We start from the raw sequence: 13,991 nt of genomic DNA, 5'->3' as shown, positions 1-13,991 counted from the left end.
AAGTAATGAGCCTGCACTTGATAAGTGAACAACCAACTATAAAGGGTCTGCTAAATAGTTAGCAGACCCTTATTTTATGACATCATTTAGTTTATAAAAAAGAAGCTAGACCTGTAATTTAAATTCAACCAATTCAAATTTAGCTTTATTGCTATCTGAGTGTTCATTAGCGAACACTACACCGATCACTGCGCTGACCATTGGTTTACGGGTGTCTTCGTTCAGCCGCCGCCAATCACCCAGCACGTAGCGTTTTTTATTAATGGTCGCTTGATGGATATCTGGACGATGGGTATGGCCATGTAGCAGCGCATCGCTATTAGCCACGGCTTGTATCACCGCCTCATCGTTGACATCCATAATGTGAGCGGCTTTATTAGCATTGTTTTGTTGGCTTTTTTGGCGCATTTTTTCCGCGATGGCCAAGCGTTTTTCTAGGGATTTATTCAGCAGATACCACTGGGTCAGACGGTTGCGCATGATTTTACGAAAAAACTGATATTTTTTATCATCAATACAAAGCGCGTCGCCATGCTCGAGACGGTAGTGTTGCTGCCCGATGGTTAACAAATACGGCTCATCAATCAGCTCCCCGCCAAACAGGTTGCAAAACGGCTGACCCAGTAGAAAATCACGATTGCCATGCATCACCAATATCTCACAGCCCTTGATACGCAGTTGTTTTAATTTAGCGATAAGCGGGGTGAGCCAGTGGGTTTGGCGCGCGTCATCTGACAGCGTCAAATAAGCGTCATCACCGATCCAGACCTCAAACCAATCGCCTAAGATAAATAAACGTTTGAGGACGGGCAGGGCCAGACAGTCATCGAGCAGTGCCAAAAAAGCCTGCACTAAGGCAGGCTCCTCTGGCGATAAATGCAAATCGCTGATGAATACTTGCCGCACCTCATGTGGGCGGGTCGTTATCAGATGATTAAACGTTTGCATTTATCATAATCCTTGTCATCTATTATCAGACTATCAGTAACACTTACTTATATGACTTACTGAGAAACGATGGTTGCGGAGTTGATAACGACAGGCTCTTTTGGCACATCAGCATGCATGCCGAAGCGACCGGTTGGTACACCGCGCATTTTGTCGATAACGTCCATACCGCTGGTGACTTTACCAAATACTGTATAACCCCAGCCTTGCATGTTTTTGCCAGAGTGATTTAGGAAGTCATTGTCTTTGACGTTGATAAAGAACTGGCTGGTCGCTGAATGCGGATCTTGCGTACGCGCCATGGCGATGGTGCCTTTGTCGTTCTTTAAGCCATTGTCCGCTTCGTTTTCGATGGGAGCATTGGTTGCTTTTTCATTCATCTCAGCGTCCATACCGCCGCCTTGAATCATAAAGCCATCGATGATGCGATGAAAAATCGTACCGTCATAATGGCCAGATTTTACGTAGTTTAAGAAGTTTTCGACGGTTTTTGGCGCTTTTTCTTCGTTGAGTTCGATGACAATCGCACCCATATTGGTGTCTAGTTCTACTACTGGTGGCATGTCTACCATGTGATATTCCTTTTTGGTTGCAGCGCCTTAAATGACGCTGTCAAGTGGTGGTTGAAAGTGGTTGAAAAGTTATGGCTAGTCTAACGGCTTTTTTGTCGTCTGTCATGTATCAGGCTGTTAATGCCTTTGCGAAACCTGATAGAATAACGCAACGTTATCTTTTATCAGTCTTTTTTAATTTATCATTTTTGAGCGTGGTAACACGCGCTGAATACTTGCGCTAGGAGCAATGAGTAATGAGTGAGCACTCAAGCAATAATGCACAAAAAAACGACTTTATTCGTAATATCATTCGTGATGATGTCAATGCGCAAAAATATCCCCAAATCGTAACGAGATTTCCCCCTGAGCCAAACGGCTATTTGCACTTGGGTCATGTCAAATCAATCTGTTTAAATTTTGGTATTGCTGAGGAGTTTGGCGGTGTTTGCAACTTGCGTTTTGATGACACCAACCCAACGGCAGAAAAACAAGACTTCATCGACAATATCGAAAATGATGTCAAATGGTTAGGGTTTGAGTGGGCAGGCGAGGCGCATCATGCCTCAGGCTATTTTGATCAGCTCTATGCGTGGGCGGTGCAGCTTATCGAGCAGGGCGACGCTTATGTGGATTTGCAGTCGCCTGAACAAATCCGCGATAACCGCGGCTCATTTAACGAGGCGGGCACACCATCGCCGCAGCGTGATGCCAGTGTCGCAGAAAACTTAGCGCGCTTTAATGAGATGAAAGACGGCAAGTTTGCCGAAGGCGAAGCGGTGCTACGTGCCAAGATTGATATGGCAAGCCCAAACATGAACATGCGTGACCCGGTCATTTACCGCGTCATGCACCAAGCGCATCATCAAACCGGCGATAAATGGTGCATCTATCCGATGTATGATTTTGCCCATCCGCTCTCTGATGCGCTCGAAGGTATTACCCATTCGTTGTGTACGCTGGAGTTTGAAGACCATCGTCCGTTTTATGATTGGGCAGTAGAAAAAATCGGCTTTGAGGTACCGCCGCATCAGTATGAGTTTAGCCGCTTAAATGTCGACCACACCATGACCAGTAAGCGTAAGCTCAAACAGTTGGTCGATGATGGGGTGGTGAGCGGCTGGGACGATCCGCGTATGCCGACCATCGCGGGCATGCGCCGCCGTGGTTATACGCCAGAGGGTCTACGCGATTTTTGTGAGCGCGTTGGCGTGACCAAAGTCGATAGTGTCGTTGATTTTCGTCTATTAGAATTCAGTATCCGTCAGTCATTAGAGACCACTACAGCTCGTGGCATGGCGGTGCTCAAGCCCTTGAAAGTGACGATTACCAACTTTGCGGAAGCGGTCAGCAGCTGGGAGTCACAAAAGGCCGATAGCGTCAATGCACGCTGGGATGAAGATGCTCAGACTCTATGGCTCAAGCAGCCAAAACATCCTAACGTCGATATGGGCGAGCGTGAGATTCCCTTTACCGAAACCCTTTATATCGACCAAGGCGACTATGAGATTGAGCCGCCAGCCGGTTATAAGCGCCTGTCACCAGAAAAGCCAGAAATCCGCCTGCGTAACACTTATGTGCTGGCCGTGACTGAGCACATTACTGATGATACTGGCAATGTGACCGAGCTTAAAGCGACGATTGATCCTGCGACATTGGGCAACAACCCTGAAGGCCGCAAGGTCAAAGGCGTGATTCATTGGGTGTCAGCCAGCCTTGGCGTGCCTGCGACCGTGCGTATGTATGAGCAGTTATTTAGTGTCGAGGACCCAGGTAGCGCCAGTGATGTGCATCAAGTGCTCAATCCCAATTCATTGACTGAGCTTGCAGCAGTGGTCGAGCCGTCATTGGCCAATAGCGAGGCGGGCACGCGCTTTCAGTTTGAGCGTGAAGGCTACTTCATCGCCGATAGCGAAGAGCACACCAGTGACAAGCCGGTATTTAACCAAATCGTCAGCTTACGCGACAGTTATAAGCCGGCTTAATTATCGCCTACCAAACTCTTGAAAGTACGATGTCTAGATTAGGGATGCAGGCCAATAGTAAGATGTGTTGATTGTTTGACCCAATAGACATGCTCGACGATACATCTAAGGGAGAGTAAAGAGATTATGATTAAAAAGTCGATCAATCTAGCATTACAAGGCGGCGGTTCTCACGGCGCCTTTACTTGGGGTGTGCTGGACTATTTCATGGAAGATGGCCGCGTCAGTGTAGAAGGTATCACTGGGACAAGTGCTGGTGCCATGAATGCAACGGTATTGGCACAAGGCTATATGAATGGTGGAGCAGATGGAGCACGTGAGGCGCTTGAGCAATTTTGGCGCCAAGTGGCCTACATGGGCATGATGAACCCCGTTAAACGTAGCCCTTTGAGTATTTTGACTGGCAAATGGGATGTGGACGACTCTCCAGCATACCTAATGCTGGATCTATTTAGCCGAGTAGCGTCACCTTATGACACCAACCCTTTGAATATTAACCCGCTACGTGATTTGGTTGAGTCTACCATTGACTTTGAAAAGGTCAGGGCATGCAGTCAGCTCAAGCTATTTGTAGCGGCAACCAACGTGCATACGGGTAAAATCAAAGTATTCAACCGTGAAGAGCTGACCGCAGACATGATCTTGGCTTCGGCATGTCTACCTTCTTACTTCCAGGCTGTTGAAATTGATGGCATACCTTACTGGGATGGTGGTTATGTTGGCAATCCTCCTTTGTATCCTTTGTTTCGCACCACTAAGTCTCAAGATATCGTGATCGTTCAAATTAACCCGATTGAGCGCAACGAAACGCCGACAAGTGCCATAGAAATACAGAACCGCATTAATGAGATTTCGTTCAATTCATCTTTGTTAAGAGAGTTACGAGCGATCGATTTTGTGACCCGTCAGCTACAGAAAGACAATCTAGATAGAGAGCGTTATTCTGAGGTGTTCTTACACCGTATTGAAGCCACTGAACAAATTAATCCACTGTCAGCGTCTAGTAAAATAAATTCCGAATGGGCGTTTTTAACGCACCTGCGTGATATTGGTCGTGAGTCTGCAAAAGCCTTTCTTAATCAACACTACGAAGGTTTAGGACAACAATCTACCCTAGACTTACGCAGTGAGTTTTTATAAGTGAGACATAGATAAGCCAAAGTATTGACGCTATAGATTAAACTCGACAATAGTAGTTTGCAATTGTGCCCATTTCTAGTACGCTAGAGATGGGCTTTTTTGTGCATAAGTATAATTTTAATAATAGATATTGGAGGTAAAAATGGCAAAATTTTTGAACAGTAGTGGCACAACTTATCATTTAGAAGAATTGATTAAAAATGCATCAGATAGGTTGGTTATTATTAGTCCATATTTAAAGCTTAATGAACGTATTAAAGAGTTGTTAGAAGATCGTAATCGTCTAAAGATTGATATTCGAATCGTTTATGGCAAAAACGACTTGCACCCTGAAGAGATAAATTGGCTTAAAAACTTGACCTTTATTCGTACCAGCTTTTGTAAAAACTTACACGCCAAGTGCTACCTTAACGAAAACGAGTGCATTATCACAAGCTTAAATCTGTATGAGTTTAGCCAAGTCAACAATAATGAGATGGGTGTACTTATCTATCGGAATGAAGATGCCAAGCTCTATGCCGATACTTATGAAGAAGCACAGCGTATTATTCGTATTAGTGATGAGGTGCGCATGTCGCTTGAAAAAGTAACTAAGTCTGATAATAAGACTGAAAACAAATCTGTCGCTGCTAAAGAAACAGTAAACTCTACTACTGACATGTCCGTTAAAGCCAGCGCAGAAACCGTAACTCTAAATTATTCAAAACTCACCACCGCAAAGCTTGCAAAAGAGCTGGGTCTAAAGACGCAAGTGTTAAACGACAAACTACTCGCAGCGGGTTACTTACAAGAGCAAGATGGGGCTCTTATATTAACGGATGCTGGCCGTGTGGCTGGTGGCACTAGCAAACGGGGAAAGTTTGGTGAGTTTTGTTTGTGGGATGCTGGAATGGTAATTTAGTCTATACTAACTTGCTTAGAGACAAACGGAATAACCGCATTACAATCCGTCACAAGACATTCATAACCAGTTTGTTAATATAAAATAGAATTCTTACTGATGCTAGCCGAGTCATTGTTTCTCGGCTACGTCTACGATAATAACAGAGCGCTTCGAGACACTTTAGCGCTCATTACTAATATAAGGAATTAAGTATGGCAAATTTACGTCTAGGTGATACCGCACCAAACTTTGACGCTACAACAACAGATGGTGATATCAATTTTTATGACTGGGCAGGGGATAGCTGGGTTGTGTTGTTCTCCCATCCTGCCGACTATACGCCAGTGTGTACGACTGAGCTTGGACGCACTGCAGCATTAGGCGGTGAGTTCCAAAAACGCAATGTCAAACCCATTGCGCTGTCAGTTGATGGTTTAGAAGATCATAAAGGCTGGGTAGGTGATATCGAAGAGACTCAGGGTACTGCTGTCAACTTCCCTATTATTGCTGACTCAGATCGCACGGTCGCCGATCTTTATGACATGATTCATCCAAACGCTGATAATACCGCCACAGTCAGAAGCGTCTTTATCATCGATCCAAATAAAAAAGTACGTTTGACGCTAACTTATCCTGCCAGCTGTGGTCGTAACTTCGATGAAATCGTTCGGGTTATCGATGCGCTACAATTATCTGATGAATACAATGTCGCAACGCCTGTAGACTGGCAAGATGGTGATGATGTCATTATTCCACCAAGTGTCAAAAACGAAGACATACCGGCCAACTATCCTAAAGGACATACAGAAGTTAAGCCATATCTACGTACAACGCCTGCACCAAATAAATAAGCTAAGCGCTGTAGTCCGCTAAAACAACTGAAGCAAGCCAAAAACCTCATAACGCAAAGTTATGGGGTTTTTTACTAATATTCTGACAAGTATTGGTAAGGCTTTGCTATGATAACTAGAGTAGGCTATAACTAATATTGATTATCCTTCCACGGAGTTTGTCATGAAGACATTGTATGTAACTCGTACTGCCCCTAATCCACGTAAGGCACTTATTCTATTAGCGTCAAAAGGTATTGACGTTGATGATATGGATGATATAAATGTCGTAGATATCGACTTTGCTGCCAATGAGCAAATGTCAGATGATTTTACCCAAATGAATCCTATGCAAACCGTACCAGTATTAACCTTAGATGATGGTACCGTCCTTAACGACTCTCAGGCGGTTTGCGAATATCTTGATCGCGTCTATGGTGAGCGCTCAGTGATGGGCAATGATGTGGTACAACGTGCACAAGTCTGCTCTATGCGTCGTATCGCTGAGTTTGAGGTTCTATATAACCTTATGCTGGCATTTCAGCACAGTCATCCATCTAAAGCGCAGCGCGTTGAGCAAGTACCGGAGTTTGTAAAGCCATCTATAGACCGTGCTGTCAAAGCGCTTTCTTATTTTGAAAAAGCATTAGACGGTCGTGAGTACCTAGTTGGCGAGCAACTAAGCTTTGCAGATATCGTGCTGTATTTAGGATTGGATTTTGGCAAACTTCTTAAGGTCAATCCTAATGAGCAAGGGAAAAACCTAGCGCGTTTTTATCAAATGATGAATGAACGTTTTAATATCAAAAAAACGGCCAAATTTGTAAAGGACAATGAGTAAATAAAACCCGTATAAAACCATACTATAAATATACCTAACAAAGGATAGTTAAGTCATTGGCTATCCTTTATTAATTGGGGAAACAAAACTAAAAGTTTTATATAGAGGCAAAAACTGCTGGATAATAAAACTAAAACATTTAGTTACATAAGGTAACGTAGTTACTCTTATAGTAGTTATACTATTTGTTATCTGTCATACCGACTTAAGTGATTAGAGTTTGTCTTTGGAAATTAGATAAGTCTTCTTAAGTATTTATCTACACAAGTCTTAACAACCTATAGTGAGAAAAGTATACGTTGATTTAAACGCTTTATACTTTGTCTGTATCTGTGCGATATATATTTTCGTACGATGGCTGTGTTCGTATGACAAATTGATTAAAAAAGTGAAATGCTTCTAAAGAAGTTTAAAAAAGCCATAAGAGAGATGTAACATGGTAAGTAAAATTTTGAAATCCTCTTTGCTGCCAAGTTTGCTAGCATCTAGCTTAGCGTTAACTGCCTGTAATAATACTTCAACCAGTAATAATGCCAACGATACCACTGTAGAAAACGCGGCTATCAATCCTGATTCCCAATCGGCGCCTGCTACTCAAAAACTAAGTGCTGAAGAAAAAATGAGTGCCAAGCTTGCTCGTTACCGTTGGACGTTGGTCACTGCAAATGATGTCGATAACCAGCCTATAACATCATTAATGGATATTAATGACCAAGTTGTTTTAAACTTTAATAAATATCAAGGTCAAAATATTATCAGCTATAGTGTAGGCTGTAATACTGTTAATGCGGTTTATCAGCTACAAGACAATATACTAATGACTGAAGACGGCATGGGTACAAAAATGCTGTGCCAAGATTTAAATACAGCTGAAAATAAACTGAATGAGCTGATGCAGGGCGAGAGCCAGCTAAGTTTATCAAATGAGGCGCCTTTAATCCTGACTCAAACCACAAGTGACAAGGCAACCCTCGTTTGGAGAGGTAGAATGACGGCGCAAGCGAAATATAATAGCAGAGGTGAGACGATATTTTGGGCAGTGGATGCAAACACCAAACCTTGTCCTAACGATCCGGCGCAGAGTTGTCTACAAGTAAAACCAATTACCTACGACGATCAAGGTATAAAGATAAACGAAGGTGAGTGGAGAGCGTTCAAGGGCAGTATTGATGGTTATGAGCATAACCCTGATCATGATGAAGTGCTGCGTCTACAGCGTTATAAACTTGAAGCGGATGACGGTTCAGATGCAAAGTATGCTTATGTGCTCGATATCGTGATAGAAAGTTCAATGGCCAGTTAAGTACGGTTGTTCGAAAAAATATGACCATAAAAAGCACGTGCCCATATAGCGCGTGCTTTTTGTTTGATGGTTACCGATATAGCAATGTATTGCTTACTAGCTCATACAGCAGACAAGCAAGTGTTTAGCGCAAGTTGCCTAAGTCATCTTCAGTTAGGCGCCAGCGGCCTTTTTTCTTAGAGGCACCGCGCCCACGCATTGAGCTATTAAGTAGTAGTTTGTTCATCGAGTGACTGGAGTGCGCATGGCAAATAGCACAAGCTAGACCATCAGCGGCATCGGCTTGTGGCACCACATCTAAAGACAATATGCGACAAACCATTTCTTGGACCTGCTCTTTGGCTGCTGCGCCATAACCACAAACTGCTTGTTTGATTTGACGTGCAGTATATTCTGATACCTCCAAATCCAGTGCGACCATTGCTGCAATAGCGGCGCCGCGAGCTTGCCCAAGCTTAAGCGCAGAGTCAGGATTTTCTGCCATGAATACTTGTTCAATAGCAGCGTAAATAGGTTCATTAGCATATTTTAGATGATATTGAGTAATACGAGTTAGGCCGTTAAAGATACGCTTAAGGCGTTCAGGCATCTCTTTTGTGTCAGTACGAATAGTACCTGCATCAATATAGGTTAGCTTATCGCCCGTTTGTTGAATGACCCCGTAGCCCGTCATACGTGAGCCAGGATCGATCCCTATAATAATTGTCATAGTATTCTGTCTTACTTCCATTTTATTTTATGGCTTAAAAATCAGCCTTAAGTTTGATAGTATAGCAATCAATCCCCATATACATGACATGTTAGCCATTTTAATTTTATGGCACTTAATTTTATAGTTTTTATTTGATAGGACGACGCTTTATGGGTCAGATAGTTGGTATTGCCATCGTTTGGTTTATTATTGAGATGCTAATATGGTATTTGCTTGCTCAGTTCATGAGCGGCTGGCTTGTGTTTATGTGGTTTATTGTCGCCGCTGTTATCGGTATCTCACTTATTCGTAAAGGTATGTCGGCTCTTAATCCGATGGCGCAGCAGATGAAAGCAGGAGGTATGATGAACCCTGCCATGCGTCCGCAAGAATCAACCATGCTCAAAAGTGTGGCAATGGCAGCGGCAGGAATTTTATTATTAATTCCAGGTATTATTAGCGATGTGTTAGCGTTGCTCGTCGTACTACCTCCCGTCCAAAAGAAGCTTAAAGATATAGCCAATAATTATGTCATGAATAATCAACAAAAAATGATGGAAATGATGGCAAAACAAATGGGTGGACAGATGGGCGGTCAAAACCCGTTTGGTGGTATGGGTGGACAAAATCCATTTGGCGGTGCAGGCGGAATGGGCGGTCAAAACCCCTTTGGTCAGCAGTCACAAAATCCGTTTGGTGATGTGTTTAAACAACATACTACGGTTGATGGCACGGCCAAAAATGTTCCAAAAGATGTAAAGAAAATTACCAAGTCTGCCAATGACGAATAGTTTATAAATATTGCAACATAAGGTTGTATAAACATAAGATTATAGAAAAAGCCCCTTTTGTCATCGACAAAAGGGGCTTTTAATGGTCATAACCTAGATAGCATAACCGAATATAACAACCAGAGTGCCGCCGTAAGATGGTGACCCATGAACCGTGAAGTTCAGGGCGGATGTGTCATTGCCTCGGCAGGTTTCCTGATACACCGCAAGCGGTGCAGGCATACACAATGAAGCAATAGATAGCACATCCAGGTAAAGCATTATCGGCTCAGGGAATAAACATCTACTAGCCAACACTCTAGAATATTTTTATCTTAACTAATGACATAACTGATTGCAAGTCTGATTTACAGATTAATACTTTGCCTTAATCTTTGTTTCACTATTCATGACTTCGGTTTAATAAAAGCCTAAAAGCCCTATAGTTTAATTAAAAAATGTCGAGTTTTCAGCTATTTCAAGTTTTGTGGTAGTATAGACACTTTAATCCAATATAGCACTATAGGCGTTCATTCACTTGAGGAGCGGTAATCTATGTCCAATACGCAACAACAATCAGAATCTATCACTGACAGTCAGGCTCAGCTTAATAATCCTAACAAAAAAGTGCCCCATGTCCTTATGATATTGGATGGCTTTGGGCATCGTGAAGATGAAAAAGATAATGCTATTGCTGCTGCAAATATGCCAAATTTGGATAATATTTATCAGCAATATCCGTATGGTCTGATATCAGCTTCAGGAGAGGACGTTGGTTTACCCTATGGTCAGTTCGGTAATTCAGAAGTAGGACATATGAACCTTGGTGCTGGCCGTGTTCTTTATCAAGATTCCACCCGTATCTCAAATGAGCTTAATAATCGCGAATTTTACAAAAATGAAGCATTGGTTGAGGCAGTAAAAGCTGCTAACGAGTTAGGTGGTAATGTCCATATTATGGGGCTGCTGTCTGATGGCGGCGTGCACTCGCATCAAGATCATATCGAAGGCATGTGTCATTCTGCATTGGTTCATGGTGCCAAAAACGTCTTTGTGCATTGTTTTTTAGATGGCCGCGATACGCCACCGAAGTCTGCTGATAAATACATCAATCGTCTGCGTGACTATATTAATAAACTCAATGCGCACTATGAAGGTGGCCACGTGCAGATTGCCAGTATTATTGGACGCTACTATGCGATGGATCGTGACAACCGCTGGGATCGTGTCCAAAAAGCTTATGAGCTTATCACTGAAGGTAAGGCTGATCGCCTAGCAACACGAGCAGATGGGGCTGTCCAAGCGGCTTATAAAGCTCGTGAGACCGATGAGTTTGTCAGTCCAACGACCGTGATTGGGCGTGATGAGACGCCATATACTGTTGAAGACAACGATGCGCTTATCTTTATGAACTTTCGCGCTGACCGTGCTCGTGAGCTTGCGCAAGCGTTTGTGCTACCAGATCATGAGTTTTCAGGTTTTGCTCGTCAAAAGCAGCCAAAGCTTGCAGCTTTTGTAATGTTGACCAAGTACTCAGACGTCTTGGCAGACAATGCTAAAACCAGCATTGCGTATTATCCAACCTCACTAACAAATACACTGGGCGAGTATTTGCAGGATCAGGGCAAAACCCAGCTGCGTATCGCTGAAACCGAAAAGTATGCGCATGTGACTTTCTTTTTTAGTGGCGGCCGTGAAGCAGAATATGAGGGTGAAGAGCGCATCCTAGTGCCGTCGCCAGATGTAGCGACTTATGACTTAAAACCTGAGATGAGCGCCCCTGAGGTGACCGATAAATTAGTGGCTGCTATTGAGTCAGGAAAATATGACGTATTGGTTGTCAATTATGCCAATGGTGATATGGTCGGACACACGGGTAACTTTGATGCAGCGGTAAAGGCGGTGGAAGCGCTTGATGTATGTATCGGACGTATTGAATCGGCGGTACGAGCGGCTGGCGGTGATATGTTGATCACAGCAGATCATGGCAATTGCGAGCAGATGCAAGATTACGAAAGCGGACAGGTGCATACTCAGCATACGACGGAACATGTCCCTCTTATTTATGTCGGTGAGCAAAACGTACGAATACGTAGAGGTGGTAAGCTAAGCGATGTCGCACCTACTATTTTGACATTAATGGATATCGAGCCACCAACTGAGATGACGGGTAAGAGTTTGCTAATTCCTACCTTATAACGAATGTTACTTTTTTAGAAGAAAGGGGAAGGATAGTGTTTATCTTTCCCTTTTTGTTTGCAATATTACGCTATTTTTTGATGGAATCTTAATGCTATAGTCAGTCCTATATATAACAAGTACAAAAACTATAACGCGCTACTGACATAAGTTTTGCGCAGCATCGAGCTGCATAGATACAGTAAGCAAGGAAAAGTGATTTTAGTAGCACTGTGCTTATTTTATAGTGGATCGACTATATCTTATTATTGTATTACTACTTTAGACCCATCAGCTCCTCTTTAGTAAGCTTGAAATCACCTAACAATGATAGAGTGGTAAGTGTTCTTTATTTTATATGAGTCCTTTTATGCTTTTATTGCCTCCAAAACTACCAGTCACAACTTCTAAGTCAAAATTGCCACCGTTTGCTATCTGTGAGTCTGCGCTAAAGATAGGGTTGGTTGGAGTACTTGGTATAATTGGTATCAATATACCTGCACAGGCAGTCAGCACAGAGCCTGTTAGTGTAAGTGTAAACACTAATAACCCTACAGCAGACCTGCAACTGATCAGTTTGAATGTCGATGAGGAGACAGTAGGTGGGGAAGCAGGAAGCATAAATGACCTAGATATTGAAGAGAATATAGTTGATCAGACAGATGATGATATAGATGCATTAGGCGATGCTGCTGCAGTCGAGACAGTAGAGGCTGATTTGACTGATATACCAGATGACGTTGCGCAAGTGTCCCTAAATGCCATCTCTCCTGAGACTTTAAAAACCTTTGTCGCAGTGGTGGACTTAGTACGTCGTCAATATGTCGATCCTGTCAATGATGAAACGTTGTTCGATAATGCGATGAGTGGTATGTTGACCAAGCTTGACAGTCATGCTGAGTTTTTGGATGCTGAAGCGTATGAGAACCTACGCGCATTTACCGAAGGTGACGTAGGAGATGTGGGTTTAAAGGCAGTATATAAACCAGATGAAGGATACTGGGTGGTAACCGATATCGTAGATGAGTCGCCTGCTGATAAAAAAGGCATTACCGTAGGTGATTATATTCATCAGATTGGTGAATTTAAGATTGATGGTGATAGGCAGTCTAATGATGTAGAGCAGTTACTTAATGGGATTGCCGGCACGCAAGTTGATGTGACCGTTTCCAAAGCTGGTCGACGCAAGCGTGTTATTACATTGCAGCGCAACAATACTCATCGACAAAACATCGAGACCCGGCTTGTTGATGGTATTGCTGTTATTAAACTTCCTGCTTTTCAAAACAATACACGTGAAAAGATTTTGCAAAGCCTAACCAGTCTTGATGCGCCCGTTACCGGAGTACTGCTTGATTTGCGTGACAACCCAGGTGGCGTACTGACATCGGCTGTAAAAGTAGCCAGTTTGTTTATGAGCGATACTGATGTGGTACAGGTAAAGAGTAGACAAAGTAAGCTGCGTACCTTATCCACCCAAGACACTGCTTTACTTAAACCTTTACCCGTAGTGGTTTTACAAAATCGTTATTCTGCTTCAGCGGCAGAAGTGCTGGCAAGTAGTCTACAGACACAACAACGTGCAACTATCGTCGGTGAAGTGAGCTACGGCAAAGGATCTGTGCAATCAGTCATACCACTTAATGATGAGCAAGCCGTTAAGTTGACAGTGGCTCACTATTTAACAGCAGCAGGGAAAAAAATCGATAAGATAGGCGTACAGCCTGATATAGCTTTATCTGGCAATGAGCGTACATGGGAGCAACAGGCTATCGATATATTGCGACCGCAAGTACACTCTTCAGGACTTCATTTTGTAAAAAAAGATAATAACTATAGCATGACTGATACAGCAAAAGATGGCTTATAAG

The 13,991-nt window shown here is 43.1% G+C and carries 12 protein-coding genes and 1 other RNA gene; 9 read left to right on the top strand and 4 right to left on the bottom strand.

Annotated elements, in window-relative coordinates:
* Window positions 1–105 precede the first annotated feature (105 nt).
* The gene (locus Q0895_RS09695; RefSeq protein ID WP_299188275.1) at window positions 106–948 is read right to left on the bottom strand and encodes a UDP-2,3-diacylglucosamine diphosphatase; all 843 of its coding nucleotides are present in this window, start codon (window positions 946–948) and stop codon (window positions 106–108) included.
* A gap of 56 nt (window positions 949–1,004) precedes the next feature.
* The gene (locus Q0895_RS09690) at window positions 1,005–1,520 is read right to left on the bottom strand and encodes a peptidylprolyl isomerase (RefSeq protein WP_075103604.1); all 516 of its coding nucleotides are present in this window, start codon (window positions 1,518–1,520) and stop codon (window positions 1,005–1,007) included.
* Between the two features lie 236 nt (window positions 1,521–1,756).
* On the opposite strand from Q0895_RS09690, the gene Q0895_RS09685 reads away from it, so the two are divergent.
* The 6 genes from Q0895_RS09685 to Q0895_RS09660 all read left to right on the top strand — a co-directional run bounded on the left by Q0895_RS09685 (window position 1,757) and on the right by Q0895_RS09660 (window position 8,481).
* On the top strand, window positions 1,757–3,484 hold the full coding sequence (locus Q0895_RS09685) for a glutamine--tRNA ligase/YqeY domain fusion protein (RefSeq protein WP_299188272.1): 1,728 nt from the start codon (window positions 1,757–1,759) through the stop codon (window positions 3,482–3,484).
* A gap of 126 nt (window positions 3,485–3,610) precedes the next feature.
* Complete coding sequence (locus Q0895_RS09680) at window positions 3,611–4,624, top strand: patatin-like phospholipase family protein (protein ID WP_299188270.1); 1,014 nt, start codon at window positions 3,611–3,613, stop codon at window positions 4,622–4,624.
* A 142-nt stretch (window positions 4,625–4,766) separates the two neighbouring features.
* On the top strand, window positions 4,767–5,525 hold the full coding sequence (locus Q0895_RS09675) for a phospholipase D family protein (RefSeq protein WP_299188267.1): 759 nt from the start codon (window positions 4,767–4,769) through the stop codon (window positions 5,523–5,525).
* Between the two features lie 194 nt (window positions 5,526–5,719).
* Window positions 5,720–6,358 (top strand): peroxiredoxin, encoded by a 639-nt coding sequence (locus Q0895_RS09670; RefSeq protein ID WP_299188266.1) that lies wholly within the window; start codon window positions 5,720–5,722, stop codon window positions 6,356–6,358.
* Between the two features lie 163 nt (window positions 6,359–6,521).
* On the top strand, window positions 6,522–7,178 hold the full coding sequence (locus Q0895_RS09665; RefSeq protein ID WP_299188263.1) for a glutathione S-transferase family protein: 657 nt from the start codon (window positions 6,522–6,524) through the stop codon (window positions 7,176–7,178).
* Between the two features lie 436 nt (window positions 7,179–7,614).
* The gene (locus tag Q0895_RS09660) at window positions 7,615–8,481 is read left to right on the top strand and encodes a DUF4377 domain-containing protein (protein ID WP_299188261.1); all 867 of its coding nucleotides are present in this window, start codon (window positions 7,615–7,617) and stop codon (window positions 8,479–8,481) included.
* Window positions 8,482–8,605: 124 nt separating this feature from the next.
* Here the strand turns inward: Q0895_RS09660 and ruvC are convergent, their stop codons facing one another.
* Window positions 8,606–9,190 (bottom strand): crossover junction endodeoxyribonuclease RuvC, encoded by a 585-nt coding sequence (ruvC, locus tag Q0895_RS09655; protein ID WP_058368404.1) that lies wholly within the window; start codon window positions 9,188–9,190, stop codon window positions 8,606–8,608.
* A 152-nt stretch (window positions 9,191–9,342) separates the two neighbouring features.
* On the opposite strand from ruvC, the gene Q0895_RS09650 reads away from it, so the two are divergent.
* Complete coding sequence (locus Q0895_RS09650; protein ID WP_299188258.1) at window positions 9,343–9,963, top strand: FxsA family protein; 621 nt, start codon at window positions 9,343–9,345, stop codon at window positions 9,961–9,963.
* A 112-nt stretch (window positions 9,964–10,075) separates the two neighbouring features.
* On the opposite strand, the gene ssrS is transcribed toward Q0895_RS09650, so the two are convergent.
* Window positions 10,076–10,271, bottom strand: a non-coding RNA gene (ssrS, locus tag Q0895_RS09645) — 6S RNA.
* Between the two features lie 226 nt (window positions 10,272–10,497).
* Here ssrS and gpmI point away from each other — a divergent pair.
* Both gpmI and Q0895_RS09635 read left to right on the top strand, forming a co-directional pair.
* Complete coding sequence (gpmI, locus tag Q0895_RS09640; protein WP_299188255.1) at window positions 10,498–12,141, top strand: 2,3-bisphosphoglycerate-independent phosphoglycerate mutase; 1,644 nt, start codon at window positions 10,498–10,500, stop codon at window positions 12,139–12,141.
* A 349-nt stretch (window positions 12,142–12,490) separates the two neighbouring features.
* A complete protein-coding gene (locus tag Q0895_RS09635; protein WP_299188252.1) occupies window positions 12,491–13,990 on the top strand; it encodes a S41 family peptidase in 1,500 nt (499 codons plus the stop codon).
* Window position 13,991: the final 1 nt, after the last annotated feature.

It is taken from the genome of uncultured Psychrobacter sp. (assembly GCF_947495825.1).
Classification (GTDB): Bacteria; Pseudomonadota; Gammaproteobacteria; order Pseudomonadales; family Moraxellaceae; genus Psychrobacter.
This window is presented reverse-complemented; position numbering and strand designations above follow the sequence as displayed.

Excerpts from the sequence above, each read along its gene's own strand:
- Q0895_RS09690 (WP_075103604.1), bottom strand. The coding sequence starts at position 1,520 with ATGGTAGACATGCCACCAGTAGTAGAACTAGACACCAATATGGGTGCG.
- Q0895_RS09650 (WP_299188258.1), top strand. The coding sequence starts at position 9,343 with ATGGGTCAGATAGTTGGTATTGCCATCGTTTGGTTTATTATTGAGATG.
- Q0895_RS09665 (WP_299188263.1), top strand. The coding sequence starts at position 6,522 with ATGAAGACATTGTATGTAACTCGTACTGCCCCTAATCCACGTAAGGCA.
- Q0895_RS09680 (WP_299188270.1), top strand. The coding sequence starts at position 3,611 with ATGATTAAAAAGTCGATCAATCTAGCATTACAAGGCGGCGGTTCTCAC.
- Q0895_RS09675 (WP_299188267.1), top strand. The coding sequence starts at position 4,767 with ATGGCAAAATTTTTGAACAGTAGTGGCACAACTTATCATTTAGAAGAA.
- Q0895_RS09670 (WP_299188266.1), top strand. The coding sequence starts at position 5,720 with ATGGCAAATTTACGTCTAGGTGATACCGCACCAAACTTTGACGCTACA.
- gpmI (WP_299188255.1), top strand. The coding sequence starts at position 10,498 with ATGTCCAATACGCAACAACAATCAGAATCTATCACTGACAGTCAGGCT.
- ruvC (WP_058368404.1), bottom strand. The coding sequence starts at position 9,190 with ATGACAATTATTATAGGGATCGATCCTGGCTCACGTATGACGGGCTAC.
- Q0895_RS09695 (WP_299188275.1), bottom strand. The coding sequence starts at position 948 with ATGCAAACGTTTAATCATCTGATAACGACCCGCCCACATGAGGTGCGG.
- Q0895_RS09635 (WP_299188252.1), top strand. The coding sequence starts at position 12,491 with ATGCTTTTATTGCCTCCAAAACTACCAGTCACAACTTCTAAGTCAAAA.
- Q0895_RS09660 (WP_299188261.1), top strand. The coding sequence starts at position 7,615 with ATGGTAAGTAAAATTTTGAAATCCTCTTTGCTGCCAAGTTTGCTAGCA.
- Q0895_RS09685 (WP_299188272.1), top strand. The coding sequence starts at position 1,757 with ATGAGTGAGCACTCAAGCAATAATGCACAAAAAAACGACTTTATTCGT.